This is a genomic window from Pseudomonas sp. Je.1.5.c (assembly GCF_051129895.1).
GTDB classification, from domain to species: domain Bacteria; phylum Pseudomonadota; class Gammaproteobacteria; order Pseudomonadales; family Pseudomonadaceae; genus Aquipseudomonas; species Aquipseudomonas urmiensis.
This window is the reverse complement of sequence record NZ_JBCPSP010000012.1, coordinates 99955-126229: the sequence shown is the minus strand read 5'-3', so window position 1 is coordinate 126229 and position 26275 is coordinate 99955. Positions and strand designations below refer to the sequence as shown.

General features: G+C 63.5%; 19 protein-coding genes and 1 pseudogene. 9 read left to right on the top strand and 11 right to left on the bottom strand.

The window, feature by feature from the left end; all coding sequences use genetic code 11:
- Positions 1-681 precede the first annotated feature (681 nt).
- Positions 682-1530: a carboxylating nicotinate-nucleotide diphosphorylase gene (gene nadC / locus AAZU54_RS12080; protein WP_186554148.1), complete on the bottom strand. Its 849-nt coding sequence runs from the start codon at positions 1528-1530 to the stop codon at positions 682-684.
- A gap of 224 nt (positions 1531-1754) precedes the next feature.
- Here nadC and AAZU54_RS12075 point away from each other — a divergent pair, with 224 nt between their 5' ends.
- The 5 genes and pseudogenes from AAZU54_RS12075 to AAZU54_RS12055 all read left to right on the top strand — a co-directional run bounded on the left by AAZU54_RS12075 (position 1755) and on the right by AAZU54_RS12055 (position 7591).
- Complete coding sequence (locus AAZU54_RS12075) at positions 1755-3920, top strand: DUF1631 domain-containing protein (protein ID WP_434727204.1); 2166 nt, start codon at positions 1755-1757, stop codon at positions 3918-3920.
- 93 nt (positions 3921-4013) lie between these two features.
- Positions 4014-4580: a 1,6-anhydro-N-acetylmuramyl-L-alanine amidase AmpD gene (gene ampD, locus AAZU54_RS12070; protein ID WP_434727203.1), complete on the top strand. Its 567-nt coding sequence runs from the start codon at positions 4014-4016 to the stop codon at positions 4578-4580.
- The gene (ampE, locus tag AAZU54_RS12065) at positions 4577-5407 is read left to right on the top strand and encodes a regulatory signaling modulator protein AmpE (RefSeq protein ID WP_434727202.1); all 831 of its coding nucleotides are present in this window, start codon (positions 4577-4579) and stop codon (positions 5405-5407) included. Before ampD ends, ampE begins: the two co-directional genes overlap by 4 nt.
- 204 nt (positions 5408-5611) lie before the next feature.
- A pseudogene (locus AAZU54_RS12060) lies at positions 5612-6736 on the top strand (HAMP domain-containing protein); the annotation flags it as partial.
- Positions 6737-6877: 141 nt separating this feature from the next.
- On the top strand, positions 6878-7591 hold the full coding sequence (locus AAZU54_RS12055; protein WP_409456859.1) for a methyl-accepting chemotaxis protein: 714 nt from the start codon (positions 6878-6880) through the stop codon (positions 7589-7591).
- A 60-nt stretch (positions 7592-7651) separates the two neighbouring features.
- Here AAZU54_RS12055 and AAZU54_RS12050 read toward each other — a convergent pair whose 3' ends face one another.
- Positions 7652-8428, bottom strand: a complete 777-nt coding sequence (locus tag AAZU54_RS12050; protein WP_405129979.1) for a TatD family hydrolase — start codon at positions 8426-8428, stop codon at positions 7652-7654.
- A gap of 1 nt (position 8429) precedes the next feature.
- Positions 8430-9425, bottom strand: coding sequence for a catabolite repressor/activator (gene cra, locus AAZU54_RS12045; protein WP_434727201.1), 996 nt, complete (start codon positions 9423-9425; stop codon positions 8430-8432).
- 284 nt (positions 9426-9709) lie between these two features.
- Between cra and ptsP the strand changes: the two genes are divergently transcribed.
- Genes ptsP through AAZU54_RS12030 form a run of 3 tightly spaced genes read left to right on the top strand, consistent with a single transcriptional unit; the run spans position 9710 to position 15248 of the window.
- A complete protein-coding gene (gene ptsP / locus AAZU54_RS12040; RefSeq protein WP_434727200.1) occupies positions 9710-12562 on the top strand; it encodes a phosphoenolpyruvate--protein phosphotransferase in 2853 nt (950 codons plus the stop codon).
- Positions 12562-13509, top strand: coding sequence for a 1-phosphofructokinase (gene pfkB, locus AAZU54_RS12035; RefSeq protein WP_434727199.1), 948 nt, complete (start codon positions 12562-12564; stop codon positions 13507-13509). Before ptsP ends, pfkB begins: the two co-directional genes overlap by 1 nt.
- Complete coding sequence (locus tag AAZU54_RS12030; RefSeq protein WP_405129981.1) at positions 13506-15248, top strand: PTS fructose-like transporter subunit IIB; 1743 nt, start codon at positions 13506-13508, stop codon at positions 15246-15248. Before pfkB ends, AAZU54_RS12030 begins: the two co-directional genes overlap by 4 nt.
- 116 nt (positions 15249-15364) lie before the next feature.
- Here AAZU54_RS12030 and AAZU54_RS12025 read toward each other — a convergent pair whose 3' ends face one another.
- Positions 15365-15586: a DUF3820 family protein gene (locus AAZU54_RS12025; protein WP_434727198.1), complete on the bottom strand. Its 222-nt coding sequence runs from the start codon at positions 15584-15586 to the stop codon at positions 15365-15367.
- Positions 15587-15786: 200 nt separating this feature from the next.
- Between AAZU54_RS12025 and AAZU54_RS12020 the strand changes: the two genes are divergently transcribed.
- The gene (locus AAZU54_RS12020) at positions 15787-16263 is read left to right on the top strand and encodes a ferritin-like domain-containing protein (RefSeq protein WP_434727197.1); all 477 of its coding nucleotides are present in this window, start codon (positions 15787-15789) and stop codon (positions 16261-16263) included.
- Here the strand turns inward: AAZU54_RS12020 and AAZU54_RS12015 are convergent.
- The 7 genes from AAZU54_RS12015 to AAZU54_RS11985 all read right to left on the bottom strand — a co-directional run bounded on the left by AAZU54_RS12015 (position 16260) and on the right by AAZU54_RS11985 (position 26182).
- Positions 16260-17756 carry a sensor domain-containing diguanylate cyclase gene (locus AAZU54_RS12015; RefSeq protein WP_434727207.1) on the bottom strand — a complete coding sequence of 499 codons (1497 nt, stop codon included), beginning with the start codon at positions 17754-17756 and terminating at the stop codon, positions 16260-16262. The two genes, AAZU54_RS12020 and AAZU54_RS12015, sit on opposite strands and share 4 nt — an antisense overlap.
- A gap of 213 nt (positions 17757-17969) precedes the next feature.
- Complete coding sequence (locus AAZU54_RS12010) at positions 17970-19298, bottom strand: OprD family porin (RefSeq protein WP_186554136.1); 1329 nt, start codon at positions 19296-19298, stop codon at positions 17970-17972.
- Positions 19299-19503: 205 nt separating this feature from the next.
- Positions 19504-19728 (bottom strand): hypothetical protein, encoded by a 225-nt coding sequence (locus tag AAZU54_RS12005; RefSeq protein ID WP_186554135.1) that lies wholly within the window; start codon positions 19726-19728, stop codon positions 19504-19506.
- A gap of 130 nt (positions 19729-19858) precedes the next feature.
- A complete protein-coding gene (locus AAZU54_RS12000) occupies positions 19859-21271 on the bottom strand; it encodes a heavy metal sensor histidine kinase (RefSeq protein WP_312153828.1) in 1413 nt (470 codons plus the stop codon).
- A complete protein-coding gene (locus tag AAZU54_RS11995) occupies positions 21246-21920 on the bottom strand; it encodes a heavy metal response regulator transcription factor (RefSeq protein WP_186554133.1) in 675 nt (224 codons plus the stop codon). The genes AAZU54_RS12000 and AAZU54_RS11995 overlap by 26 nt, the downstream gene beginning before the upstream one ends.
- A 9-nt stretch (positions 21921-21929) precedes the next feature.
- Positions 21930-25022 carry a multidrug efflux RND transporter permease subunit gene (locus tag AAZU54_RS11990; RefSeq protein WP_312153826.1) on the bottom strand — a complete coding sequence of 1031 codons (3093 nt, stop codon included), beginning with the start codon at positions 25020-25022 and terminating at the stop codon, positions 21930-21932.
- Positions 25019-26182: an efflux RND transporter periplasmic adaptor subunit gene (locus AAZU54_RS11985; protein WP_186554131.1), complete on the bottom strand. Its 1164-nt coding sequence runs from the start codon at positions 26180-26182 to the stop codon at positions 25019-25021. Before AAZU54_RS11985 ends, AAZU54_RS11990 begins: the two co-directional genes overlap by 4 nt.
- Between the last annotated feature and the right edge of the window lie 93 nt (positions 26183-26275).

The window sequence follows — 26275 nt, the reverse complement described above, 5'->3', positions numbered from 1 at the left end:
GGGCTTGCCCCGCGATGCATTTCACAGGCTGAGGCGCATCGACGGGTCTATGAGTTTGGCTTGCCCATAACCCTAGAATCTCCCACGTGGTCATGTATACGCGTGGGAGCGGGCTTGCCCCGCGATGCATTTCACAGGCTGAGGCGCATCGACGGGTCTATGAGTTTGGCTTGCCCATAACCCTAGAATCTCCCACGTGGTCATGTATACGCGTGGGAGCGGGCTTGCCCCGCGATGCATTTCACAGGCTGAGGCGCATCGACGGGTCTATGAGTTTGGCTTGCCCATAACCCTAGAATCTCCCACGTGGTCATGTATACGCGTGGGAGCGGGCTTGCCCCGCGATGCATTTCACAGGCTGAGGCGCATCGACGGGTCTATGAGTTTGGCTTGCCCATAACCCTAGAATCTCCCACGTGGTCATGTATACGCGTGGGAGCGGGCTTGCCCCGCGATGCATTTCACAGGCTGAGGCGCATCGACGGGTCTATGAGTTTGGCTTGCCCATAACCCTAGAATCTCCCACGTGGTCATGTATACGCGTGGGAGCGGGCTTGCCCCGCGATGCATTTCACAGGCTGAGGCGCATCGACGGGTCTATGAGTTTGGCTTGCCCATAACCCTAGAATCTCCCACGTGGTCATGTATACGCGTGGGAGCGGGCTTGCCCCGCGATGTATTTCACAGGCTAAGTCGCATCGACAGGTCCACCGCCTTTACATCTTTGGTCATAGCGCCAATCGAGATGTAGTCCACACCCGTCTCGGCAATCACCCGCAGGGTGCTCTCGTTGACCCCGCCGCTGGCCTCGAGCTTGGCCTTGCCGGCATTGATGCGCACGGCTTCTCGCATTTCATCCAGGCTCAGCTCATCGAGCATGACGATGTCGGCACCGGCCGCCAGCGCCTGACGCAGCTCATCCAGGCTTTCCACCTCGATCTCTACCGGCTTGCCTGGGGCGATGCGCTGCGCCGCCGCCACGGCCTCGGCCACCCCACCACTGGCGGCGATATGGTTTTCCTTGATCAGGAAGGCGTCGTACAAGCCGATACGGTGGTTATCGCAGCCGCCGCAGGTCACTGCGTACTTCTGTGCCAGACGCAGGCCAGGCAGGGTCTTGCGGGTATCGAGCAGGCGCACCTGGGTACCCTCGACCAAGCCCGCCAAAAACCGCGCTCGTGTCGCGACACCCGAAAGCATCTGCAAAAAATTCAACGCCGACCGTTCACCGCTGAGCAGCGAGCGCGCCGGGCCTTCGAGATGGAACAAGGGCTGATTGGCCTTGGCCTGCTCGCCATCGGCTACCTGCCAATGCACCGCCACCCGCGGATCGAGCTGACGAAATACCGCATCGACCCACGCGGTGCCGGCGATCGTGCAGTCCTCGCGGGTGATGATGGTCGCCTTGGCCAGGCGCTCCGCCGGGATCAGCTGGGCGGTAATGTCGCCGCTGCCAATGTCTTCGAGCAGTGCGCGACGCACGTTGGCTTCGATTTCGGCAGTCAGGTCGGCAAGGCGTAGGTTCGGCATGGTCGGCTCCACAAGCTAGATGCCGGCGATTATAGGGCAGGGGGCTGGTGTGTACAGCCGTCCGCAGCCTGACCTTTGGTCAGGGCGGATGAGCAATCTGGGCAAATTGCGGTCATTTACCGGGCTGGGGGTAGAGCGCGCTGGTAGCTGTAAGATTTTTTGTCGATAATAGCGCCCAGTATTTGGCGTCATGACTTTGACGATTTTCCTGCAAGGAGTATGGGATGCATAAAGAAGGCAAGGTGGTGCCCCTGGCGGCGGCCATCGACAAAGGCGTGCGTGCGCCCTTGCCCTGTCTTCCCATCCTGTTACTCCAGGTGCGCGACAAGGCCGCGCTGCACCTGCGCCAGGGTTTGCAGGCGTTGTTCGACAATGCTGACGATACGCTGTTCGAAATGGCCGACAAGGCCGTCGAACGTTGCGATCAGAACCTTTATTTCGAAGCCATGCGCGATCTACGCCTCAAGCGCAAGAGCATCGAACGCGCATTCCTCGACAGTTTTTATCAGGCATTTGCCCAGATGGGCCAAGCCGACCCTTTGCCCTATCTTGGCGTTAGCGAGTTCTTGCGCAACACGCTGCAGCTTGAGCGCGCTGCGGCTATTCAAACCATGCTCGACCGGGTGTTGTCGCGCGAGGGCTTTGCCCTCGGCCAGCTGGGCCTGCGCTTTCAGGCGTTACTTGATCAGGCACTGGATGAGCCGCGTAATCCGTTGGGGCCTGAAGCCTTGTGTGGGTACTTTCTCGACGCCGGGCGCAGCCTGGGAGTAGGCCCCAAGGTCAAACTGATCTTGCTCAAACTGTTCGAGCGCTACGTGCTGCGCGACCTTGACCTGTTGTACGGCGAGGCCAATCAGCTGCTCGCCGCTGGCGGTGTCTTGCCGGAGCTCAAGGCTGCGCCGCGTCGCCGCGCAGAAGACCGACGCCTGGCTGACCGATGTGTCCCAGATTGTCTGGCAGCTGGCGCCGAAACTGATGCCGATAGCGCAGGCCAAGCCTACTTCGCCTCGCTGCAAGCGCTCCTGGCGCCAGTGCGAGGCCGCGTCGCACCGCGCTTGCAAAGCCTGGCTGCCGCCCAGCCCATCAGCACGGCCGATCTGTTGCGCCTGCTGTCGCACCTGCAAAATTATGTGCCGGCCACCGGTGAGCCGGATGACTTCCATCTGGGCCAGCAGCTTGAGCAGTTGCTGCTGCGGGTCAGCGTACGCAGCGGCAGCCGTCGGCGCATCTCCAGCGCCGATGAAGACCTGATCAATCTGGTCGGTCTGCTGTTCGATTTCATCCAGGCCGATGCCAATTTGCCGGTCAATTTACGCGCCCTGATTGGCCGCCTGCACATACCGCTGCTCAAGGTGGCGCTGCTCGACAAAGGCCTGTTCAGCCGCGCCAATCATCCGGCCCGACGCCTGCTCAATGAAATCGCCGCCGCTGCGATTGGTTGGGAAGCTGACCCACAGGGTCCACGAGACAGCCTGCAGTTGCGGGTCGAACGGATCGTCCAGCGCTTGCTCAATGACTTCAACGAGGATCCACGGCTGTTTGCCGAGCTGCTCGAGGATTTCCTCGCGTTCAATCAGGATGAGCGGCGTCGCAACGAGCTGCTCGAGCAACGCACCCGCGATGCTGAAGAAGGCCGTGCCCGTACCTTGCAGGCCCGTCAGCAGGTGCAGCAGGCACTGAATGTGCGCCTGCACGGCCGCGTGCTGCCGCAGGTGGTGGTGCAGATGCTGGTGCAGTCCTGGAGCCAGGTTTTGCTGTTGGCCTGGCTCAAGCAGGGCGAAGCGGGTAGCGCTTGGCTCGACGGGCTGCAGACCATGGATGATTTGCTCGCCAGCATCGCCCCGCACCAGGGCGAGCAGGCCTGCCAGCGATTGCTCCAGCAGGTGCCGGGGCTGCTCAAGGCGCTGCGCGAAGGCTTGGCCAGTGTGGCCCTGGACTCAGCGGCGGCGCGGGAGTTTTTCCTGCAACTGGAACAATTGCACCTGCACGCCTGTACCGAATCGCAGGAGGCTCGAACACCGGCAGCCGACCACGTACTGGTGGCGGATGAAATTGTCTTGGCGATTGCCGACGAGTCGGCCTGTGCTGGGGTGTTGCAGCCTGAGCAGCAAGAGGCAGAGAAGCAACTGGTTGAGCGTCTTCGCGTCGGCAGCTGGGTTGAAGTGCTCGATGACGATGAGCCACTGCGCTGCAAGCTGGTTGCCCGGATCGACAGCAGCGATCGCCTGGTGTTTGCCAATCGCACCGGCATGAAAGTGCGCGAATGGAACAGCAGCAGCCTGGCCCAGGCGCTGCGCCGAGGCGAAGTGCGCCTGATCGATGATGGCCTGCTGTTCGAGCGCGCGTTGGACGCGGTGCTCAGCCATCTGCGCAGCCAGCAGGCGCGCTGAAGGCGTGGCCGCAGCACAATCATTTACATGCAAGCGCGATTGTCAGGGGGCATACTGGGTGCCCTATACCTGGTGATCTACAGGATCTGCTCAATGCAATTGGACCGTGCGACAGGCTGGTTTTCCGGCGTTACCCACTGCCCCTCGCCCAACTTCAATAGCCGCCCTGAGGGCGAGGCGATCTCCCTGCTGGTGATCCACAACATCAGCCTGCCGCCTGCCTGTTTCGGCACCGGCAAGGTCCAGCAATTTTTCCAGAACCAGCTAGACCCTGCCGAGCACCCCTACTTTCAAGACATCTGCCACCTCACGGTATCGGCGCACCTGTTCGTCGAGCGCGATGGCGCGGTGACTCAGTTCGTGTCGCTGCTCGACCGTGCCTGGCATGCCGGGGTATCGCGCTTCGAGGGCCGTGAAGGGTGTAACGATTTCTCGATTGGCATCGAACTGGAGGGGACCGACGAGTTGCCTTACACCGATGCCCAGTACGCCACCCTGGTACAGCTCACCCAAGAGATTCGCGGGGCCTGGCCGGTCATCGGGCCAGCCCGTATTCGTGGTCACGACGAGATCGCCCCGGGGCGCAAAACCGACCCCGGCCCAGCCTTTGACTGGCATCGCTATCGCGCCGATTTGCAGGACAACGAGGTAAATCCATGAGTTTTCTGGTGTTGGTGCTGGTGCTGTGGGTCGAGAAGTTCTCTGCCCTGCGTCAGCGGTTGCAGCGTGATGGTTTCTTCCTCACTGAGCTGGCGCGCCTGGAGCGCAGCGGCAAAGTGCACCCGTGGTGGAGCCTGGCGATCCTGGTGTTGGCGCCGGTAGCGCTGCTGGTGTTGCTGCTGTACGTGCTGGAGCCGGTGGCCTATGGCCTGCTGGCGCTGCCGGTACACCTGTTGGTACTGGTCTATAGCCTCGGCCGCGGCGATGCCAAGGCCGCGCTCGGGCCGTTTCGCGACGCCTGGCGACGTGGCGATGACCAGGCCGCGCTGCATGTAGCCGAACGCGACCTGGGGCTGGCGGCGGATGATCCGCAAAGCCTGCTGATCCGGGTTCAAGGCTATCTGCTGTGGCAGGCTTACCAGAGCTTCTTTGCCGTGATCTTCTGGTACTTCCTGCTCGGCCCAGGCGCGGCGCTGGCTTATCGGTTGCTGGTGCTGTGCGCCGAATATAGCGGTCAACCACCGCTCAAGGCCAAGGCCGAACAGCTGCGCCACGTCATGGACTGGTTGCCAGTGCGGGTCTTGGCCCTAAGCTTCGCCCTGGTGGGTAACTTCGTGGCGGTAATGCGCGTGATGCTGCACGAACTGCTCAACTGGCGGATCAGCGCCGGCCACCTGATCGCTCGGGTTGGCCGGGTGGCGGATGACATTCCAGAGCAAGAAGACAGTCAGCGTGGGCTGGCGCGTCTGGATAGCCTGTGGGAGCTGCTGCTGCGCTCGGCGGTGCTGTGGTATGCGGGTTTTGCGCTGTGGACGGTCTTGGTCTGATCAGGCCCGGTGATGCTCGCTAGCGTGGCAGCGGGCTTGCCCCACGATAGCGAAGGTGAGGCCAACAGCTAAGCTGGCGCTTAACCATAAGTTACAAACCTTGGATTGGATCTGCGCTATTAATGGCCACGTGCCACACCGCAGAACAACAATAATCCAAGGAGGTGACCTGTGCAGCGCTTGCTCTATCCGGCCATCGCACTCATGAATCGGCTGAGCTTCGGCCTGAAGTTCAGCCTGATCAGCATCTTGTTCTTCCTGCCCATGCTGGTCACCAGTTTCTATCTGGTGCGCGACGCCTATCGCCAATACCACGCCACCCACCTAGAACTGCAAGGCCTGGGCCCGTTGGCCGGTAGCCTGGTGCTGCGAGCCGATCTGGAAACCCTTGGCAACCTTCTGCAAATCAACGCTGTGCTTGGCCAGTCGGGGCAGGCCGGCGATGTCGAGCAACGCATTGGCGCTCTGCAAGACAAGCTCGCGGCCCAGTTGCAGGCGTTGCAGTCCAGTGATCCGCTGTTGGAAGACAAGCGTGCGGAGCTGAGTGAGGCGTTTACCCGTGCGCGCGATGAATCTTCGTTGCAGAACAAGGTGGCGTTGTTCGACAAGCTGTTGGGCCAAGCCCAGGTCTTGGCCAAGTTGGTGGCTGCCCAGGCGGGCCTGAGCCAGGACAGCCAGGCCTCGGTGCGCCAGTTGACCGAAGTGCTTGGCACCGCGACGGCCCAGGTCACGCAAACCCTGGGTGAGGGGCGGGCGATGGGCGCCGTTGCGTTAGGCCGAGGGTTCATCGACTCGGCAGGCAGTGCGCGGTTTGAAGACTTGCTGCAACGCCTGGAGCGGCTGGGCGCTGACTATGCCATCCGCCTGGACGATGCCCTGGCCAGTGATTCCCAGGCCAAGGCCATGCTTAGTGCTGCTGCCCTGGCGAGTCAGGCGACCGTCAAGCAGGCGGCGACACTGTTCGAAGACCAGGTGGTGGTGGCCGAAACCCTGGATGCGCCGTGGCCGGCGTTCTATCAAGAGGTCAGCGAGCTGATGGGCCAAACCTATCGCCTCAATGATGCGGTGCTGGCCCAGCTACAGGTGCAATTGCAAGAGCGCCTGGCCGAACACCGCCTGCGCATGATCGCCCTGATCGCCGCCCTGGCCACGGTGTTCGCACTGATCATCTACCTCTACAGCGGCTTTTACGTATCCACCCGTCAGACCCTGCGCGGGTTGGGCGCGGCCATGGATAAAGTCGCCGCCGGCGACATGACCGTGAGCTACCAGGCGCGCAGCCGCGATGAGCTGGGTGAGCTGGGCAGTGCCTTCAATGAGACCGTGCGCAGGATTCGCGAGCTGATTGGCCAGGTCGGCCATACCGTCACTACAGTCGAGGCGCAGGCCGGGCAGGTACTGGCGGTGTCGGTGCGCAGCAACCAGGCGGTGAGTGGCCAGCGCGAGCAGATCGAGCAGGTCGCCACGGCCATGAATCAAATGAGCGCCACCGCCCTGGAAGTCGCCCGCAGCGCGGCGTTGGCTGCCGAGGGAGCACAACAGGTCAACCGTGAAAGCGCCACCGGCCGTGGCCTGGTCGAGCACCAACAAGACAGCATCGCCCGCCTGGCCGGGGAGATCGACCAAAGCGTGGTGACGGTCAATCAGCTGGCCGGCGACAGCCAGGCGATTGGCGGCGTGCTGGCTGTGATTCGCAGCATTGCCGAGCAGACCAACCTGCTGGCGCTCAACGCTGCCATCGAGGCGGCGCGAGCGGGCGAGCAGGGCAGGGGCTTTGCGGTGGTGGCCGATGAAGTGCGCACCTTGGCCAAGCGCACCCAAGACTCAACCGAAGAAATCGCCCAGATGATCCAGCGCTTGCAGGAGGGTGTCGGTGCGGCGGTCAAGGCCATGGGCAGCAGCCATCAGATGGCCGCGGGCACGGTCGACGAAGCCCGCCAAGTGCAGCAGGCACTGGGCAATATCCTCGCAGCGGTGGGCGGGATCGTCGAGCAGAACCAGCAAATCGCGGCGGCAGTCGAGCAGCAGACTGCCGTGGCGCATGACATCGACCAGAACATCGTGGCGATCAACCGCGCAGCCCAGGACACCACGCAAGGGGCTTGTCAGACCGAGGATGCCAGCCGGGCGTTGTCCGGGCAGGTGACCGAGCTCAAGCGCTTGATCGGCGCCTTCAGGGTTTGATCGGCAGGCCTCATCGCGGATGCAACGTGGGAGCGGGATTGCCCCGCGATGAGGCCAGTATTACCAACCAAACAACTCACAGGCATTGCGGCTACTAACCTCAGCCAAGCGCTCAGTCTCAACCCCCATCAGCCCCGCCAGCACTTGGGCAATCTGGGGCAAATGCTCCGGGCTGTTGCGCTGCCCGGCAAACATCGCGGGCGCCATATCCGGCGAATCGGTTTCCAGTACCACGCTCTCCAGCGGCAAGCGCGCCACTGTTTTACGCAGGCGCAATGCCTGTGGCCAGGTTGCGGCGCCGCCAAGCCCCAGCTTGAAGCCAAGCTTGATGTACTCGCGCGCCTCCTCATAGCTACCCGCAAACGCATGGATGATCCCGGCCCGCGCTGGCTTGTAACGTTTGAGGGTAGCGATCACCTGCGCGTGGCTGCGGCGCACGTGCAGCAGCGAGGGCAGTGCGAAGTCGCAGGCCATTTGCAGTTGGGCCTCGAACAGCGCTTGCTGGCGCGCCTGGTCCAGTTCAGGCAGGTAGTAATCCAGGCCGAACTCGCCAACAGCGCACAACCGCGGATCACCGCGCAGGCGTTCGAGCCAGTCGCGCAGCTGCTGCAGGTGCTCTGGCCGATGCTGCTCCAGGTACACCGGATGCAGGCCGAGAGCGGCAACCACGCGGGGATCGGCACAGGCCAGATCCCAAACGCGTTGCAGATTGTCCTGATACACCCCCAGCACCACCATGCGCTCGACCCCTCGGGCCTGGGCATTGTCCAGCAGTTGCTGGCGGTCGTCGTCGAAGTCGGCGAAGTCCAGGTGGGTGTGGGTGTCGATCAGGCGCATGTCAGGCCGGCTGGATACGTTGCTTGAAGGTACGCGCCACCGCGTGTACGCCGGGTTCGTAGCGTTTTTCTTCGATCGCGGCCAGGGCCAGTTCCAGGGCCGTGGCGGCGATCAGGCCGTGTTGCTGGGCCATGGCGTTGACCGGCAGCGGCAGGAAGTCCAGCAACTGGTTGTCGCCAAAGGTGCCCAACTGCAACTGACGCGAGTCGGCCGGGCGCGTTTGCAAGGTGTCGAACACCCCTTGCAGCAGCACGTACGAGGTGGTCACCAGGGCATCCGGCAGGCCGCCCAGGTCACTGATCAGCTGCTGCATCAGGCGCTGGCCACAGTCACGGCTGAACGCCTCGCCCTGGTAGCGCCGCACGTCCCCATCGAACTGCTCCAGCGCCTGGTCGAAGCCGCCCGCGCGCGCCTGGCTGACCGACAATTCCGGGCGTGCACCGATCAGGGCGATGCTGCGTGGGCGGGTGGCGAGCAGGCTGTGCGCCAACTGCTGGCTGGCATCACGGTCGTCGCTGATCACCGAGCAGAAATGCGCCGGGTCCAGGCGCCGGTCGATGGCGATCACGGGCAGGCCTTTGTCTTGCAGTTCGCGATAGCTGTCATCTTCCGGCGGCAGGCAGCTGGCGACGAACAGCGCATCGCAACGCCGGGCGCGGAACAGCTGCTGCAACTGCCGCTCGCTGTCGGGTTGGTCGTCGCTGCTGGCAATCAGCAGTTGATAGCCACGGGCGCGCGCGCCTTGTTCGAGCTGTTTGGCGATGCGGGCGTAGCTGGGGTTCTCCAGATCCGGGAGAATGAAGCCCAGGGTGCGTGTGTGCCGGCTGCGCAGGCCAGCGGCCTGGGGGTTGGGCGTGAAGCCATGGGCCTCGACCACCGCACGCACACGCTCGACCGTGCTGTTGCTGATGCGCTGCTGTTCGGCCTTGCCATTGATGACGTAGCTGGCGGTGGTCACTGACACACCGGCCAGACGGGCGATATCGCTGAGTTTCACCGAATTTTCCTTGTTATTACCGGGACTGGCTGTAGAGCTTGACCGGATAGTTTCCCCCATGGCCAGGCTCGCGCGCAGACGACCATTGTCGCAATTGTCCGACAGGATGGGGCTTTTTAGTCGGCAGATTATCGAGTAACGTGGCCACATGGTCAGATTAATCGTTTCAGCAGGCAATTTGACTGCCGTGGTTGCCGCCTGCGCCTGACCCGTGAACCGATTGATAGAGTGAATTTCACAACAATACCTCAGTACCCATTTCGGGGCTGCAAAAGGAGAAGGTCATGCTCGAGCTCGCCAAAGAGCAGATAGCCATGGGCCAGTCGGCTGCCGACAAGGGCGAGGCGCTGCGCCTGCTGGCCCGTTGTCTGGTCGAGGATGGCCTGGTCGCCGAGGGATACCTTGAGGGCTTGCAGGCGCGCGAGGCGCAAGGCTCGACCTTCCTCGGCCAGGGCATCGCCATCCCCCATGGCACGCCGCAGACCCGCGACCAGGTGTTCGCCACCGGTGTGCGCTTGATGCAGTTTCCCGAGGGCGTCGACTGGGGCGATGGGCAGGTGGTCTACCTGGCGATTGCCATCGCTGCCCGTTCCGATGAACACCTGCGCCTGCTTCAGTTGCTGACCCGCGCGCTGGGCGAGACCGACCTCGCCGAGGCGCTGCGCCGGGCCAGCTCCGCCGACGCCCTGCTCAAGTTGTTGCAGGGTGCGCCGCAGGAGCTGGCGCTGGATGCGCAACTGGTCGGGCTGAACCTGCCCGCCGAAGATTTCGATGAGCTGGCCTGGCGCGGCGCACGCCTGTTGCAACGCGCCGGCTGCGTCGATAGCGGCTTTGCCGCCGTGCTGCAGCAGGCCGAGCCGCTGCCGTTGGGCGAGGGTTTGTGGTGGCTGCATAGCGAGCGTCAGGTGCGTCAGCCCGGCCTGGCCTTCATTACCCCGCAGCAGCCACTGCGCTATCGCGAGCAACCGCTCAATGGCCTGTTCTGCCTGGCCAGCCTGGGCGCGGCCCATCAGGCATTGCTTGAGCGGTTGTGCGAGGTGTTGATCGAAGGCCGCGGGCAAACGCTGTACCAGGCCACCAGCAGCAGAGCGGTGCTTGAAGTGCTCGGCGGCGAGGCGCCAGTCGACTGGCCCAGCGCCCGCATCGTGCTGGCCAACCCGCATGGTTTGCACGCGCGCCCGGCCAAGGTGCTGGCGCAGTTGGCCAAAGGTTTTGCCGGTGAAGTACGCATCCGCCTGCTCGAAAGCGCCCAGCCCGCGGTGTCGGTCAAGAGCCTGAGTAAGCTGCTCGGCCTCGGTGCGCGGCGCGGGCAGACGCTGGAACTGATCGCCGAGCCGAGCATTGCCGCTGATGCCTTGCCGGCACTGCTGGCGGCCATCGAGCAGGGCTTGGGCGAAGAGGTTGAGCCGTTGCCGGAAATTGCCCAGCCAGCCGCTGCGGTAAACGAACGAGCCCTTGTCGCGCCGCAGCCGGGCAGCCTGGTTCAGGGTGTGGCAGCGGCACCTGGGATCGCCTGCGGCCCGGCTCATCTCTGCGTCGAGCGCGAGATCGACTACCCTTTGCGCGGTGAGTCGCCGGTGCAGGAACGCAGCAAACTGCGCCAGGCGCTGGAGGCGGTCAACGCGGATTTGCATACCCTGGTGCAGCGAAGCGACAAGGCCATCGGCGAGATCTTCGTCACCCACCAGGAAATGCTCGCTGACCCCGCCTTGAGCGATGACGTCGATCAGCGGCTGGCCCAGGGCGAAAGCGCGGCAGCAGCCTGGATGGCGGTGATCGAGGCCGCTGCACGGCAGCAGGAGGCCTTGCACGATGCCTTGCTCGCCGAGCGCGCGGCCGATCTGCGCGACATTGGCCGACGGGTGCTGGCGCAATTGTGTGGCGTGCAACAAACCGCAGAGCCTGAGCAGCCCTACGTATTGGTCATGGCCGAGGTCGGCCCGTCCGACGTTGCCCGCCTGGATCCGGCCCGGGTCGCAGGGATCGTCACCGCCCACGGTGGCGCCACCGCCCACAGCGCCATCGTTGCGCGGGCGTTGGGTATCCCGGCGGTGGTTGGTGCTGGTGCGGCGATTCTCTTGCTCGAAGCCGGTACGCCACTGCTGCTCGATGGCCAGCGTGGCCGGGTCACTGTCGCGCCGCCCGCCGCTGAGCTGCAACGCGCCTTGGCCGAACGCGATCTGCGCGAGCAACGTCTGCAGGCTGCCTGGGCCAATCGCCATGAACCGGCGATCACCCGTGATGGCCATGCCATCGAAGTGTTTGCCAACATCGGTGAAAGCACCGGCATCGACAAAGTGGTCGAACAGGGCGCCGAAGGTATCGGCCTGCTGCGCACCGAATTGATCTTCATGGCGCATTCCCAGGCACCCGATGTCGCGACCCAGGAGGCTGAGTACCGACGCGTGCTCGATGGTCTGGGTGGGCGCCCTTTGGTGGTGCGTACCCTGGATGTGGGCGGCGACAAACCCCTGCCGTACTGGCCGATCGCAGCCGAAGAAAACCCCTTCCTCGGCGTGCGCGGGGTGCGGCTCACCCTGCAGCGGCCGCAGGTGATGGAGGACCAGCTGCGCGCGCTGCTGCGCTCGGCCGAGGGGCGGCCGCTGCGAATCATGTTCCCGATGGTTGGGCAGATCCATGAATGGCGCGAGGCCAGGGCGATGGTCGAGCGCTTGCTGGAGGAGATCCCGGTCAGCGACCTGCAACTGGGGATCATGGTCGAGGTGCCGTCGGCGGCGTTGTTGGCGCCCCAGCTGGCGCGCGAGGTGGACTTCTTCAGCATCGGCACCAACGACTTGACCCAGTACACCTTGGCCATCGACCGCGGTCATCCAAGCCTCTCGGCCCAGGCCGATGGCCTGCACCCGGCGGTGCTGCGCTTGATCGACATGACCGTGCGCGCTGCGCATGCCGAGGGCAAGTGGGTGGGCGTGTGTGGCGAGTTGGCCGCTGACCCGCAGGCGGTGGCGCTGTTGCTCGGCCTTGAGGTCGATGAGCTGAGCGTGGCCAGTCGCAGCGTCGCCGAAGTCAAGGCACTGGTGCGCCAGGCCGATTACCAGACGGCCCGCGCCTTGGCGTGCGAGGCCCTGCAACAAGACAGCGCCGCCGCCGTGCGGGCGCTGGTGGAGCGTTACTGATGGCCAAGATCCTCACCCTGACCCTCAACCCCGCGCTGGACATCACCGTCAGCCTCGACAGTTTGCGCCCAGGGCATGTCAATCGCAGCCAGACCCAGCACAGCCACGCCGCCGGCAAGGGCCTGAACGTGGCCCAGGTACTGGCTGACCTGGGCCACAGGGTTACCGTCGGTGGCTTTCTAGGACGGGACAACCTGCAGCCGTTCGAAGCGCTGATCGACTGGCGCGGTTTTGCCGACTGCTTCGTGCGGGTCGCGGGCGAGACGCGCAGCAACATCAAACTGGTCGAGGCCGATGGCCGTGTGACCGATATCAATGGTCAGGGGCCGCAGGTCGACGAAGCGTCGCGCACCGCCCTGTTGCAGCGTCTGGAACAGGTCGCGGCCGGCCATGATGCAGTGGTGGTAGCCGGCAGCCTGCCGCGCGGCATCGACCCGCAGTGGCTGCACGAGTTGCTGGTACTGCTTAAAGCGCAAGGTTTGAAAGTGGCCCTGGACACCAGCGGCGAAGCCCTGCGGGTTGGCCTTCAAGCCGGCCCTTGGCTGGTCAAGCCCAACACCGAAGAGTTGGGCGAAGTGCTCGGCGTTGCCGTGCACACCCAAGCCGAACAGCGAGCGGCTGCCGAGCGGCTGTTGGCCAGTGGTGTCGAGCATGTGGTGGTGTCCCAGGGCGAGCAGGGCGTGAGTTGGTTCACCCATGGCCTGGCCCTGCACGCCCAGCCGCCTAAGGTGCGCGTGGCCAGTACGGTTGGCGCGGGTGACTCGCTGGTGGCTGGCATGGTGCATGGTTTGCTGCAGGCAGAGGCCCCCGCCCTGACCTTGCGCCGCGCCACCGCCATCGCCGCCCAGGCGGTGACCCAGGTCGGCTTCGGTATTGCTGATCGCGAGCAGCTGGCGCGCCTTGAAGCCGCCGTGCAACTGACAGAACAACAAGAGGGTTGCCGATGAACATCGCCATTGTCACCGCCTGCCCAAACGGCCAGGTGTCCAGCGTGCTCAGCGCACGCCTGCTGGCGGCTGCTGCCCAGCGTCGCGGTTGGAGCACCAGCGTCGAGGTAGAGGATGCCGAGCACCCTGAACGGCGCTTGAGCGCGGTACAGATCGCTGAAGCCGACTGGGTGCTGGTGATCAGCACGGGTCCGGTCGACTTGTCGCGTTTTGCCGGCAAGCGTCTGTACCAAAGCACACCCGCCCAGGCCCTGGCTGACCGAGAAAGTTTTCTTGATGAGGCTGCGGCCCAGGCTCAAGTACAGGCGCAGACATCGCCCGTGCCAGTCGCGGCGTCAGCGTCCATTGGTGTGCCGCGTATCGTCGCGGTGACCGCCTGTCCGACCGGGGTCGCGCATACCTTCATGGCTGCCGAGGCGTTGCAAAAGGCCGCGCAGCAACTGGGCTACCAGATCACTGTGGAAACCCAGGGCTCGGTCGGTGCGCGCAATCCACTGCCAGTAGCGGCGATTGCCGAGGCAGACGTAGTGTTGCTGGCCGCAGATATCGAAGTGCCGACGGCCCGCTTTGCTGGCAAGCGGATCTATCGCTGCGGCACTGGGATTGCCCTCAAGCAGGCGCAAGCGACGCTCGACAAGGCCTTGCTCGAAGGCAAGGTCGAGAGCACCGCCGATGCTGCCAGCGAGGCGTCGAAAAAAGCCGAGAAGGCCGGCGTCTACAAGCACCTGCTGACCGGTGTGTCATTCATGTTGCCGATGGTGGTGGCAGGCGGTTTGTTGATCGCACTGTCCTACGTGTGGGGGATCAACGCCCACGAGGTGCCCGGCACCTTGCCCGCAGCATTGATGCAGATCGGTGGCGAAGCGGCCTTCAAGTTGATGGTGCCGCTGCTGGCCGGCTATATCGCCTGGTCCATCGCTGACCGCCCAGGCCTGGCCCCCGGGATGATCGGCGGCATGCTCGCGACCCTGCTCGGCGCCGGCTTCATCGGCGGCATCGTCGCCGGTTTCCTGGCCGGCTACAGCGCCAAGGCGATCAGCCGTTGGGTACGCCTGCCCAGCAGCCTGGATGCGCTCAAGCCGATCCTGATCATCCCGCTGTTGGCCAGCTTGTTCACGGGCCTGGTGATGATCTACGTGGTCGGCCAGCCGGTGGCAGCCATGCTCGCCGCCCTGACCCAGTTCCTCGACACCATGGGTACGACCAACGCGATTCTGCTCGGGCTACTGCTCGGCGGGATGATGTGCGTGGACTTGGGCGGGCCGATCAACAAGGCCGCGTATGCCTTCTCGGTCGGCTTGCTGTCGACCCACAGCTACGCGCCGATGGCGGCGACCATGGCCGCTGGCATGGTGCCGCCGATTGGCCTGGGCCTGGCCAGCTTGATCGCCCGCAGCAAGTTCGCCCAGAGTGAGCGCGAGGCGGGCAAGGCGGCGTTGGCGCTGGGGTTGTGCTTCATTTCCGAAGGGGCGATTCCGTTTGCCGCCAAAGACCCGCTGCGGGTGATTCCGGCAAGTATTGCCGGTGGTGCGCTGACCGGGGCGTTGTCGATGTATTTCGGCTGCAAGCTGATGGCGCCGCATGGTGGGCTGTTTGTGTTGTTGATCCCCAATGCGATCAACCATGCGCTGTTGTACCTGCTGGCGATCGTCGCTGGCAGCGTGTTGACGGCGGTGGTGTATGCGCTGATCAAGCGCAGTGAGCAGGTTGAATTGGCTGTGGCGCCGGTCAAGGGCTGAATGTGCTAGTGCCATCGCGGGGCAAGCCCGCTCCCACAGATACCGCGCTGCTCTTGCGGCTGGCGGTGACTCGTGGGAGCGGGCTTGCCCCGCGATGGCGTCAGTACAGGCGCAGGTTAGCGTACTTGCTTGCGCCGCAACGGCACCAGCAACTCACCCAGGCCGTTATGATCGATCTCATGCATCAACGCCAATAGCGAGCCCAATTCCCCTGGCGGAAAACCCTTGCGCGCAAACCAGCCCAGGTAGTCGCCGGGCAGGTCGGCGATCAGTCGGCCCTGGTACTTGCCAAAGGGCATGGTCCGGGTGACCAGCAGTTGCAGCGATTCAGGTTTCATCGTCACGGCCATCGATAACAAAGCGCCGACCATACTGCAATCTGCACGAGCGCCCAAGCGCCGATCATGCAGAAAGTCGATTGCATACCTTCCTACCTAATTTATAAATAACTGATTTTATTGGATTTATTTCAAATATCAGGCTTGGCACGAAGGCTGCTCTGTATCTAGGGACTTCCATCTGCCAAGGAGTTTGAGTCATGAGCAATCCAAACAAAGACGTGATCGACGTTCTCAACGACCTGATCGAATACAGCAAGGATGGCGAGAAGGGCTTCAAAACGTCCGCCGAAGACGTCAAGAACCCCGAGCTGAAGTCATTCTTCGTCCAGCGCGCCAGCGAGTGCTCCAGCGCTGCCGCCGAACTGCAGAGCGAAGTGCGTCGCCTGGGTGGCGATCCGGAAACCTCGACCAGCATCAGCGGTGATCTGCACCGGGGCTGGGTCAACCTCAAGTCGCTGGTGACCGGTAAGGATGAGGAAGCGGTGCTCAATGAGGTGGAGCGCGGCGAAGACCATGCGCTCAAAGCCTACAAGGAAGCCCGCGAGAAGCTGGTCAAGCTTGGCCGCAGCGTCAGCGATCCGACCTATAGCCTGGTGGAGAAACAGCTGCAGGGTGTGCAGCGTAACCACGACCAGGTCAAAGCACTGCGTGACGCCGCGCGCGCTCGCTCTTAATCGAGCGGCCCTGCTACCCGGTTACGGCCAGCGGCCTTGGCCCGGTACAGGGCTTCGTCCGCCGCACCCAGCAGCCTTGCCAGGTCTTGCTGGGTGCCGGGGATGTACAGGCCGATGCCGATACTGACGGTTATTGGCAGGCTATCCTCGCCAAATAGCGGCAGCGCTTGGACGTCGGCACGAATCCGTTCAGCCAGCATCAGTGCGCCGGCCAGTTCGGTCTCCGGCAGCACCACCTGAAATTCCTCTCCCCCATAGCGCGCTGCCAAGTCTGCCGGGCGGCGGATAGCGCGTTCGATGGTCTTGGCCACTTCGCGCAAGGCATGATCGCCACCGGCATGGCCGTGGCGCTGGTTGAATGCCTTGAAGTGATCGATATCGACCATCAGGATCGCCAGTGGCCGGCGGTTGCGCTGCGCCCGTGCCCATTCCAGACGCAACACCTGATCCAGACGGCGGCGGTTGGCCAAGCCGGTGAGACTGTCAGTCGCGGCCAGGGTGGCCAGGCTTTGCTCGGCATCATGCCGGCGACGTAGCTCGCGGCCCAGCAGCAGGGTCAGCCAGAGAATGCCTATGCACAGCACGCCGGTGGCCACGCTGACCACGATTGCCGTGCGCCGCCACGATTCGAAGACTTCATCGGAGGCGTGCGCGACCAGCACGATCAGTGGCAGGTCGGCAACCCTGGCGAAGGTGTACATGCGTTGCTTGTCAGACAAGGCTGACCTGGCGCTGAAGCTACCGCTGCGCTCATTGAGAATACGTTGGAAGTTGGCCCGCTTGCTGTAATCGGCACCGATCGTAGGATCCTGCGGCCGGGATGGCTGGCGAGCCAATAACTGCCCCTGGGTGTTGAACAGGTTGATGCTGCTGTCCTTGCCAATGTCCAAGCGTTGGAACAGCTCGTTGAAGTAGGACAGGCGCAAGGCGCCTGCGGCCAGTCCGAGAAACTCACCCTGCGGGCCACTGATCCGTCGACTGAAGCTGATACACCAGTCCAGGTCGCCCAGCTTCGCCTTGAAAGGCGGGCCGACCAGCAGGCCCAAATTGGCGTTGTTCAAATGCGCCTGAAACACCCCGGTATCGGCGAAATTGGCCTTGCGCGGCAGCATGCTGGTGGAGTCACCGACCACATTGCCTTGGGCGTCGAGCCACAGTACATCGCCGCGGCGACGATCGACGAAGGCTTCATTGAACAGCAGGCGTTGGCGCAATTGGTCGGGGACTTGTGGCAGCTCCTTGCGCCCGACCGCCCAGATCAGCCCTTGGAGCGACTGATCGTAGAGCTCGACATTGCGCAGGATATCGCTCTCGATCAGCTGGACGATGTTGCTCGATGAGCGAATCGCCGATTGCTCGACGCTGTCTCGCTCGCGCGCCAGCAGATAGCTGACGATGGCCACAATGGCGAGCACGGCGAGGCAACTGCCCAGATTGAGGATCAGTTCGGGGTGGGTCTTGTACAGGGCGGCGCGCGGTGATCGGGTGGGCAACGTCATACTCGCAACTGCATAAGCCCCTCATGTCCTTGAGGGTAGGGCCATTAAGCGGCGGCGGTAGTTTAGGCAAGTGGATATTGTCGGACAAGATTTTATCTGGCTGTCCGACGGAATGAGGGGCAACTTCTCTTCGTCGCGGGCAAGCCCGCGCCCACGCTGCCCCTAGAATGGCTAGCGTGGGAGCGGGCTTGCCCCGCGATTACAGGATCAGAATACGTTCAACGGATAATCGACGATCAGCCGAATCTCGTCATTGTCCTGCTCGGACGCATACGCCTGATTGGCCCGATGGCTGGCATAGCGCAGCAGCACCGACAGATCCTTCAGGTTGCCTTCCTGGAACACATACTTCACGTCCAGGTCACGTTCCCAGTGGGTGGCGTGCTTGCCGGCCGGGTTGTAGTAGTCGTAGTAGGTGCGGTTCTGGTCAGCCTTGGTCAGGTCGGCCTCACCGCGCGAATACGACAGCGACGAGCTCAGGCCAGGAATGCCCAAACCTGCGAAGTCATAGTCGTACTGCAGCTTCCACGAACGCTCGTTCGGCGCGTTGAAGTCGGAGTACATCCGCGAGTTGTCCAGGTACACGCTGTCGCCCAGGTTGATGTAGTCGAACGGCGTGTCGCCATTGACCCGCTGATAGGCGGCGGTGATGCTGTGGTAACCGGCATTGACCGTGAAGTGCAGGCTGAAGGTGTTGTTGTCGATGTCGCCCAGCAGCGCCTGGCCGGTGTCCTGGGTGTGATAGAAGTGCACACCAGGGTTGAGACTGACCAGGTCATTGACCACGTAGGTGTAGTCGAAGTCGACGTAGTACTGGTTCCAGATGTCCTTCAGCTCGGCGGCATACAGGTTGGTGGTGATGTTCTCGGTGCCGCTCCACGATGCACCCGCCCAGCTCAGGTGATCGCTGTCGCGGTTGTCCTGCAGAGCACCGTAGTAGGTGTCGATACGCCGATGGCCGCTCTGGTTGTACGGCTTGGTGAAGCTCACCTGGCCGCCTTCGAGCAGCAGGCCGTCGACACTGGTGTTGGTCAGGCTGACGCCGCGGAAGGTCTGCGGCAGCATGCGCGTCTCACCGCCGGCAATCACCGGGTTGGTGAGGAACAGGTCACCGGCCTTGAGCTCGGTGTCGAATGCCTTGAGCTTGACCGCCGCCCCAGCGGTGGAGAACGAGTGCGGCGCGGCGCCCAGTTCGTCTTCGTTCTTGAAGTGCGAGGGCAGGATGCTGGTGCCAGCATGGCCGCCACCGCCATCGAGTTTCAAACCCAGCATGGCGTGGGCATCGAGGCCGAAGCCTACAGTGCCGGGGGTGTAACCGGACTCGAAGCGGGCGACGAAGCCCTGGCCCCATTCGCGGTTGTCACGCACGCCGGTGTTGAGGTTGTTGCGATTGAAGTAGGCGTTGCGAAAATGCAGGTTCAGCGACGAGCCTTCGATAAAGCCTTCAGCCTTGGCTTGTTCGTCGGCCTGTGCCATGAGTGGCATCGTTGCGGTGAATGCAATGAACAGCGGGGTAAAACGGAACGCGGAAGTCACCGGTAAGAGCTCCTTTGGTCTGACGGTGGGCAGTTTTTATTGTCGCAATTGCAAGTCTTCTTATTGATATACGTAACAGTCAGGCTGAATTATTCGACACATAAAAAAAGCCGCTGATTGGCAGCGGCTTTAAGAGGCTAACATATTGGCGCGCTGGGCGGCCATGCACTAGCCAAGGGAAAAAGGAGCGTTGGAACAGGATTGATCAGCTATCGGCGTTGTCGTCGGTGACGACTTTGGAAGCGGTCTGCTGAGCGTCTTTCGCAGCGTCTTCCTGTTGCGCGGCATAGCTCTGGCGAGCTTCTTGATGAACCGCGGCAAGTTCTGCGTTTCGGGCGACGAAGGCCGGCGATTCTTCAGCCATGGCCAGGGGCGACAACAACAGGGAAGACAGAACGAATACGCTGGCAACACCCATACTGTTGGACATTTGGAACAACCTTCTTGCGGGGCAAGTGATAATTAAGACAGGGGCTAAGTTAGTACCAATCACGCCGTGGAAACAGCGCAAAGATGGATAAGCACTATTGCGCAAAAGGTAAGGATATGTCGCGAACTCCTCAGTTCTGCGGCGCAAACCCGCGGACTTGAGCGCTCGGCAGACGAATACCGAAGGTGTTGGCGCCGGCTTCGCTGCGCACGAAGACACTGCCGCCGTGCATCAAGGCGATGGCTTTGACGATTGCCAGGCCCAAACCATGGTTGCCACTGCCGGTATTGGTGCGCGCAGCATCGACCCGGTAGAAGCGTTCGAACAACAGCGCCAGGTGCTCGTCGGCAATGGCGGGGCCAGGGTTGCTCACAGCGATGCTGACATGCTCTGGCCCCGCCTCGATGTGCACCGCGATGATTTGCTGGGGCGCGGTGTGCTGCACGGCATTGTTGAGCAGGTTGATCAGTGCCCGGCGCAGTTGGGCTTTCTCGATCGGCGCCAGCGCATCGCCGCTGACACTGACCTTCACCTGGGCGTCTTCGAGGATGTAGTCCAGGTAGTCGAGGGTGGTGGCGACTTCTTCGGCCAGTGACGCCTGGGTCAGCGCGGTGGCCTTGCTGCCCTGGTCGGCGCTGGCCAGAAACAGCATGTCGTTGATGATGCTGCGCAGTCGTTCAAGCTCTTCAAGGTTCGATTGCAGGACCTCGAAGTAGTGTTCGGCGCTGCGTCCACGGGTCAGTGCCACCTGGGTCTGGCCGATCAGGTTGGTCAGCGGCGAGCGCAGTTCGTGGGCGACATCGGCGTTGAACGCCTCCAGGCGCGAGTAGGCCAGGCTGACCCGGTCCAGCGCTGCGTTGAAGGCGCCAGCGAATTGCGCCAGCTCAGGTGCCAGGTCGTGGGTTTGCAGGCGTCCGTCCAGGCGCGGTGGGGCCAAGGCTTGCGCTTCATTGGACAGCGCCAGTAACGGTCGCAGGCCGATCCGCGCCACCCAGTAGCCGAGCACCGCGGCCAGCAGCACGCCGAGTACGGCCAGGCCCACGATGGCCACCAGCAGGCTGTGCTGGGCCTGCCAGAAGGTTTCGGTATCGATGCCGATCATGAAGCGCAGGGCTGGCCGCTCACCCAGGGCCGGCAGTTCGCTGACCAGCACTTTGTACGGATAGGGGCTGTCGGCCAGGCGCAGATCGCGCATGCCCTGCGCACCCTCGGCGAAGGCGCGGACCTGCTCGGTCGGCTTGCCATACTCGTAGGCCGGATCGCTGCTCACCACCCAGAAGCGAATGCGCCGGTCTTCTTCGCTCAGCAGGTTGAGCTTGTTGTGAATCTTCAGCCAGTGCTCGCGGGTGCCGAAGCGATTGAGGGTCGACTCCAGCACGCTGAAGCGCGCATCCAGCTCGGCCGCCGGGAGCATGTCCAGGCTGTGGTCGACCTGGCGGTACAGGGCAGTGCCGATCAGCAGGAACACGCCCATCGCCACCAGCAAAAACAGCGCCGCCAGGCGCAGGGCGATGGAGTTAGCCGGCACGGTTTTCCAGGACATAGCCCATGCCTCGAATGGTATGCAGCAGCTTGTTGTCGAACGGCCCGTCGAGTTTGGCCCGCAGGCGTTTGATGGCCACTTCGACGACATTGGCGTCGCTGTCGAAATTGATGTCCCAGACCAGCTCGGCGATGGCGGTCTTGGAGAGGATTTCACCCTGGCGGCGGGCCAGCACGCTGAGCAGCGAGAACTCCTTGGCGGTCAGCTCCAGCCGCTGCCCGGCGCGGCTGGCCTTGCGACTGATCAGGTCGATCCACAAGTCGCCAACTTGCACCTGCAAGGGCTCATGGTTGCTGCTGCGGCGCGTCAGTGCTTGCAGGCGCGCGACCAGCTCAAGGAACGAAAACGGCTTGCCCAGGTAGTCGTCGGCGCCTTCGCGCAGGCCGTGGATGCGGTCTTCGACGCGCTCGCGGGCGGTCAGCATGATCACCGGCGTCTGCTTGCGGGCACGCAATGCGCGCAGCACGCCGTAACCATCCAGGCCGGGCAGCATGACGTCGAGGACGATCACCGCGTAGTCGCCTTCCAGGGCCAGGTGCAGGCCGTCGATGCCGTCACGGGCCAGGTCGACGGTAAAGCCCTGTTCGCTCAAGCCGCGATGCAGGTAGTCGGCGGTTTTCTCTTCGTCTTCGATGATCAGTACACGCATGCTCTTGTCTCAACTGGCGTTCGGCGCGGCCGCGGTGGCGGCCTGGCGGCGATGGAACAGACGCTCCAGGGCCAAGTATATGACCGGGGTGGTGAACAGCGTCAGCGCCTGGCTCACCACCAGCCCACCGACCACCGCAATGCCCAGGGGCTGGCGCAGTTCAGCGCCAGTGCCAAAGCCGAACATCAGCGGGACTGCGCCGAGCAAGGCGGCCAGGGTGGTCATGATGATCGGCCGAAAACGCGTCAAGCACGCTTGATGGATCGCCTGCTCCGGGGTCAGGCCTTGCTTGCGCTGCGCCTCCAGGGCGAAGTCGATCAACAGGATGCCGTTCTTCTTGACGATGCCTATCAGCAGCACCACGCCGATCAGGCCCATGATGCTGAAGTCCTGGCCCATCGCCCACAGCAGGATCAACGCCCCCAGGCCGGCCGAGGGCAGGGTGGAGATGATGGTCAGCGGGTGGACGAAGCTCTCGTAGAGCACGCCGAGAATGATATACACCGCCACCAGCGCAGCGAGGATCAGCCACGGCTGGCTCGACAGCGAACTCTGGAAGGCCTGGGCGGCGCCCTGGAAGTTGCCGGCGATCGAGTCGGGCATGCCCAGTTCGCGTTGGGTTTGGTCGAGGATGCGCACCGCATCGCCCAGGGCTACCCCGGGCGCCAGGTTGAACGACAGGTTGGCGGCCGGGAACAGGCCGTCATGGGCGATCGACAGTGGCCCGGTGCTCGGCGCGGCGACATGCGCGAGCGCCGACAGTGGCACCATTTGGTTGGTCAGCGGTGAGCGCAGGTAGAAGTAATTGAGGCTCTCGGCCTTGCCCCGCTGGCGGGCATCCAGTTCGAGAATCACCTTGTACTGGTTGGTCTCGGTCTGGAATTCACTGATCTGCCGCTGGCCGAAGGCGTCATACAGCGCCTGGTCGACATCGGTGGTGGTCAGGCCGAAGCGCGCTGCGGCCTGGCGGTCGATCTCGATGCGGGTGACGCTGGCGCCCAACTGCAGGTCGTTGGACAGGTCACGAAACGCCGGGATCTCGCGTAGGCGCTCGGTCAAGCGCTGGGTCCAGAGGTCCAGGGCGACGCCGTCATTGCTCTTGAGCACGTACTGGTACTGGGTACGCGATGGCCCGGAGCTGAGGTTGATATCCTGGCCGGCACGCATGTACAGCACCACCCCAGGGACTTTCGCCAGTTGCGGGCGCAGCCGGTCGATCAGCTCGCTGGCCGACACATCGCGCTCGCCACGGGGCTTGAGGGCGATCCAAAAGCGGCCGTTGGCGATGGTCTGGTTGTTGCCGGTGACACCCACCGCGTGGGAGAAGGCGCGCACCGCAGGGTCAGCCTCGATGATCTTGGCCAGCGCCTGATGCTTTTCGATCATCGCCGGATAAGAGACGTCGGCCGCTGCCTCGCTGGTGCCGAGGATGAAACCGGTGTCTTGCAGCGGGAAGAAGCCTTTGGGAATGGCCACGTAGCCGACCACCGCCAGCGCCAGGGTCAGGCCGAACACGCCGAGGGTCAGGCGTTGATGGGCGAGGGCGCGGTTCAGGCCTTTTTCGTACCAGCGCACCAGGCGCTCGCCAAAGCCATCGTGATGCTCCTTGGGTGGCCGGCGCATGAACAGCGCGCACAGGGTCGGCGCCAGGGTCAGCGACACCACCACCGAAATCAGGATGGTCGAGGTCGCGGTGAGGGCGAACTCCTTGAACAGCCGCCCAACCACACCGCCCATGAACAACAGCGGGATAAATGCGGCGATCAGCGAGAAGCTGATCGATATCACGGTAAAGCCGATCTCGCCGGCGCCTTTTATTGCGGCGGTGCGGCTGTCGTCGCCAGCCTCCAGGTGGCGGTGGATGTTCTCCACCACCACGATCGCATCGTCGACCACGAAGCCCACCGAGATGACGATGGCCACCAGGGTCAGGTTGTTCAAGCTGAAACCAAAGATATACATCAGCGCGCAGCTGGCGATCAGCGACACGCCCAGCACACTCGACACCACCAAGGTCGCCGACCACTGGCGCAGGAACAACGCCATCACGCCGATCACCAGGATCACCGCGATCATCAAGGTCAGCTCCACCTCATGCAGCGAGGCGCGGATGGTCTGGGTGCGGTCTTGCAGCACCGACACCTCGACCGAGGCCGGGAGCATTTCCTGCAAGCGCGGTAGCGCCTCCAGCACCCGGTCGACGGTATCGACGATGTTCGCCCCAGGCTGGCGGAACACCACCAGGTTCAGCCCAGGCTGATCGCCAGACCAGGATTTGACGTAGGCGTTTTCCGCGCCCTGGATCACCTTGGCCACATCCGACAGGTGTACCGGCGCGCCGTCGCGGTAGGAGACGATCAGCTTGGCGTAGTCCTCGGGATGAAACAGCTGGTCGTTGGCGGCCAGGGTCGACACGCTGTGCTCGCCGTACAGCGCGCCCTTGGCCAGGTTCAGGCTGGTTTGCTGGATAGCCAGGCGCAGGTCGGCCAGGGTCAGGCCGATGGCGGCGAGTTTCTCCGGCTGGGCCTGGACGCGGATCGCCGGGCGCAGTTGGCCGGTGATGTTGATCAAGCCGACCCCGTCGATCTGGCTCAACTGTCGCGCCAGCAAGGTCTCGGTGTAGTCGCTCAGCTCGTTGCCGGGCATCTGCGCGGAGCTGACGGTGAGCACCAGCACCGGGCTGTCGGCCGGGTTGACCTTGCGCCAGGTTGGCGGGTTGGGCAGGTCCTGGGGCAGGCGCGCGGTGGCGGTGTTGATCGCCGCCTGGACTTCCTGGGCGGCGGTGTCGATGTTCTTGTCGAGGGTGAATTGCAGGATCAGGTTGGTCGAGCCCAGCGCGCTGCTGCTGGTCATCTGGGTCATGCCGGGGATGGCGCTGAACTGTACTTCCAACGGCGTGGCCACCGACGAGGCCATGGTTTCCGGGCTGGCGCCGGGCAGTTGCGCGGTAACCTGGATGGTCGGGAAATCTGCCTCTGGCAAGGGCGCCACGGGCAAGCGTGGGAAAGCGATGGCGCCAAGCAGGACCAGGGCGAAGGTCAGCAGCAGGGTGGCGACTGGGTGGTCGATGCACCAGGCGCAAAGACCGTTGCGGGTAGTCATGGTTGCGCCCTGCGATCGGCCATCTCAGTACTGTTGGGCGCGTCGCTCAGCACTTCGACGTGAGCCCCCGGCTTGAGCCGCGACTGACCATCGAGCACCAGCCGATCACCGGCTTTGACCCCGGCAATGATGTTCAGCGTGCTGTCCTGGAACAGCACCTTGACCGGCACACTGGTGACCTTGTCGCCGTCCAGGCGGTAGACGAAATGGCCGTCGACGCCGCGCTGGACCACGGGTGGCGGTACCACCAGCGCGCTTTCGTCGACCGCGGTGCGCAGCTTTATCGTCACCAGTTGGCCGGGCCAGAGCAGCCCATCCTTGTTGTCGAATTCGGCCTTGACCCGCAGCGTGCCGGTGGTGGCCGAGATCTGGTTGTCGATCAGGGCCAGATGCCCCTCGGCGAGCAGTTTGCTTTCGCCGTTGGCATCCAGGTAGGCCTGGACCACAGCTGCGGTTGGCGCCTTGAGCAGGCTTTGCAGGGTCGGCAGCATCTGCTGGGGCAGGGCGAACTCGATGCCGATCGGGTCGATCTGGGTCACGCTGAACAGGCTTTGGGTATCGCTGGTGCGCACCAGGTTGCCGGGGTCGACATTGCGTATGCCGACTCGCCCGGTTACCGGGGAGCGGATCTGTGTATAAGAAAGCTGCACCTGGGCATTGGCGATGGCCGCCAGGTTGCCCTTACCGGTGGCTTGCAACTGATTGACCAGCGCCTGTTGCTGGTCGAGGGTCTGCTTGGAGACGCCATCGTCGCTGCTCAGTAGCTTGTAGCGCTTAAGATCGACCTCGGCCACTTGCAGCTGCGCCTGGCTCTGGCCGAGCTGGGCACGTGCCTGGTCGAGGCTGGCGCGGATAGCCCGATCGTCGAGGGTGGCGAGCAGGTCCCCCTGCTTGACCCACTGGCCTTCCTTGACCAGCACTTGGGTCAGCACGCCTTCGACCTGTGGCCGAATCTCGACACTGTGCAATGACAGCACCGAGCCAATGGCGCTGGCATAGCGCGGCACATCTTGCTGGGCGACGCTGACCACCCGCACTGGAATCGCCGTTTGCGCACGGACGGCCGGCGCCGATTGGCGTTGGCTCAGCCAGCCGCCTGCGCCAATCAGGGCAATGAGCGCCAAGGCGGCAAGAAACACAGAGCGGGACGGACGTCGCATCGGGTCGGGCACCGTAGCCGGGGGTGAGAAAACGGATGTCTGTACTCAAGCTTATAGCGCCGGGATCGGGTCGCCAGCGTGACGCCTAGCTGA

Bases quoted from the DNA above. Each gene is read 5' to 3' on its own strand.
- AAZU54_RS12025 (WP_434727198.1), bottom strand. From the start codon at position 15,586: ATGAAACCTGAATCGCTGCAACTGCTGGTCACCCGGACCATGCCCTTT.
- AAZU54_RS12020 (WP_434727197.1), top strand. From the start codon at position 15,787: ATGAGCAATCCAAACAAAGACGTGATCGACGTTCTCAACGACCTGATC.
- nadC (WP_186554148.1), bottom strand. From the start codon at position 1,530: ATGCCGAACCTACGCCTTGCCGACCTGACTGCCGAAATCGAAGCCAAC.
- pfkB (WP_434727199.1), top strand. From the start codon at position 12,562: ATGGCCAAGATCCTCACCCTGACCCTCAACCCCGCGCTGGACATCACC.
- AAZU54_RS11985 (WP_186554131.1), bottom strand. From the start codon at position 26,182: ATGCGACGTCCGTCCCGCTCTGTGTTTCTTGCCGCCTTGGCGCTCATT.
- AAZU54_RS12000 (WP_312153828.1), bottom strand. From the start codon at position 21,271: ATGTCCTGGAAAACCGTGCCGGCTAACTCCATCGCCCTGCGCCTGGCG.
- ampD (WP_434727203.1), top strand. From the start codon at position 4,014: ATGCAATTGGACCGTGCGACAGGCTGGTTTTCCGGCGTTACCCACTGC.
- AAZU54_RS12055 (WP_409456859.1), top strand. From the start codon at position 6,878: ATGAATCAAATGAGCGCCACCGCCCTGGAAGTCGCCCGCAGCGCGGCG.
- ptsP (WP_434727200.1), top strand. From the start codon at position 9,710: ATGCTCGAGCTCGCCAAAGAGCAGATAGCCATGGGCCAGTCGGCTGCC.
- AAZU54_RS12075 (WP_434727204.1), top strand. From the start codon at position 1,755: ATGCATAAAGAAGGCAAGGTGGTGCCCCTGGCGGCGGCCATCGACAAA.
- AAZU54_RS11990 (WP_312153826.1), bottom strand. From the start codon at position 25,022: ATGACTACCCGCAACGGTCTTTGCGCCTGGTGCATCGACCACCCAGTC.
- AAZU54_RS12005 (WP_186554135.1), bottom strand. From the start codon at position 19,728: ATGTCCAACAGTATGGGTGTTGCCAGCGTATTCGTTCTGTCTTCCCTG.
- AAZU54_RS12050 (WP_405129979.1), bottom strand. From the start codon at position 8,428: ATGCGCCTGATCGACACCCACACCCACCTGGACTTCGCCGACTTCGAC.
- ampE (WP_434727202.1), top strand. From the start codon at position 4,577: ATGAGTTTTCTGGTGTTGGTGCTGGTGCTGTGGGTCGAGAAGTTCTCT.
- AAZU54_RS12030 (WP_405129981.1), top strand. From the start codon at position 13,506: ATGAACATCGCCATTGTCACCGCCTGCCCAAACGGCCAGGTGTCCAGC.
- AAZU54_RS11995 (WP_186554133.1), bottom strand. From the start codon at position 21,920: ATGCGTGTACTGATCATCGAAGACGAAGAGAAAACCGCCGACTACCTG.